Origin of the sequence: Limimaricola litoreus, assembly GCF_024159025.1 — a bacterium.
GTDB classification, from domain to species: domain Bacteria; phylum Pseudomonadota; class Alphaproteobacteria; order Rhodobacterales; family Rhodobacteraceae; genus Limimaricola; species Limimaricola litoreus.
This window is the reverse complement of sequence record NZ_JAMYXC010000220.1, coordinates 1-1,353: the sequence shown is the minus strand read 5'-3', so window position 1 is coordinate 1,353 and position 1,353 is coordinate 1. Positions and strand designations below refer to the sequence as shown.

General features: G+C 72.2%; 2 protein-coding genes and 1 pseudogene. All 3 read left to right on the top strand.

Annotated features, from left to right (window positions below; all coding sequences use genetic code 11):
- On the top strand, positions 1-326 hold a 326-nt coding region (locus NHG85_RS14685; protein WP_253333664.1), incomplete at its 5' end, for a M48 family metallopeptidase.
- Entirely contained in the window at positions 323-982 is a 660-nt protein-coding gene (locus tag NHG85_RS14680; protein WP_253333662.1) for a GntR family transcriptional regulator, read from the top strand. The genes NHG85_RS14685 and NHG85_RS14680, both read left to right, overlap by 4 nt.
- A gap of 92 nt (positions 983-1,074) precedes the next feature.
- Positions 1,075-1,353, top strand: a pseudogene (locus tag NHG85_RS14675) (hypothetical protein); the annotation flags it as partial.

Sequence of the window (1,353 nt, the reverse complement as noted above, 5' to 3'; positions counted from 1 at the left end):
CGGCGGCGGTGGACCGCCACGCCGCGGCGCTGGGCCGTCCGGTGCGGCGGCTGAGCCTGCGCGATACGCGCTCGCGCTGGGGCTCGTGCAGCGCGCGGGGCGACATCATGCTGTCGTGGCGGCTCGTCATGGCGCCGCCCGAAATCGGCGATTACGTCGCCGCGCACGAGGTCGCCCACCTGGCCGAGATGAACCACTCCGCCGCCTTCTGGGCCGTCTGCGCCCGGCTCTACCCCGATCACCGGGCCGCGCGGGACTGGCTTCGGACCCGTGGTGACAGCCTGCAGCGGATCGAGTTCTCCGCCCCCGCCGAGGCCCTCGCATGATTCCCGCCACCGCGAGCCCGCGTGTCCCGGACCCCAGCGGCGCCGCGCATGACCGGGTCTACCGCGCGCTCAGGACCCGGATTATGCATGGCGAGATGGGGCCCGGGGAATCGCTGACCCTGCGCGGCATCGGCAAGCTGTTCGGCGTCTCCATGACCCCCGCGCGCGAGGCGGTGCGGCGGCTGGTGGCCGAGGGCGCGCTCACGCTCTCCTCCTCGGGCCGGGTGGCCACGCCTGCGCTCACCAACGAGCGGATCGAGGAACTGGCGTCCTTGCGCGCCATGTTGGAGCCCGAGCTGGCCTCGCGCGCCCTGCCGCGGGCGCATTTCGCACTGATCGACCGGCTGGAGGCGATCAATGCCGGCGTCAGCCAGATGGTCGCGCGGCACGACGCGACCGGCTACATCCGCATGAATCTCGAATTTCACCGCACGCTTTACCTCCGGGCCCAGTCGCCCGCGATCCTCGCCATGACCGAGACCGTCTGGCTGCAGCTCGGTCCCACCATGCGGGCGCTCTACGGGCGGCTCAGGCGCACCGAGCCGCCCTATCACCACAAGCTCATCCTCGCCGCGCTCCGGGCGGGAGACGAGCCGGGACTCAGGCTCGCGGTGCGGACCGACGTGACGCAGGGGCTGCGGCTGCTCAAGGGGTGATTGACTTATCTGACATTTATTGTCAGGAATAGGTCAGCCACGACGGCCCGTCCGTCGCAAGCCGGATGCGTTCAGGACCATCGAGGCCCGCCATGCCCCGCGACTTTCTCGACGACACCTCCGCCGACGGCGCGCGCAGCACCCCCTTGGGTGGTGCGCCGGTCGGCCATATCGACGACCTCCCCCCGCTGGAGGCGCGCGCCGTGCGGCTGCTCAGGCTGTGGTGCGACGTCGGGCCAGGCGCGGTCGAGGCCCGGCTTGCCCCCGATCTCGATCCCGGACCCGCGCACGCGGCCACAACGGCGCTGCACGCGCTGCTGCGGCTTTGCGCCCATGCCGGCCGGCGCCCGCTGATGCGCCATGCCGCGGAC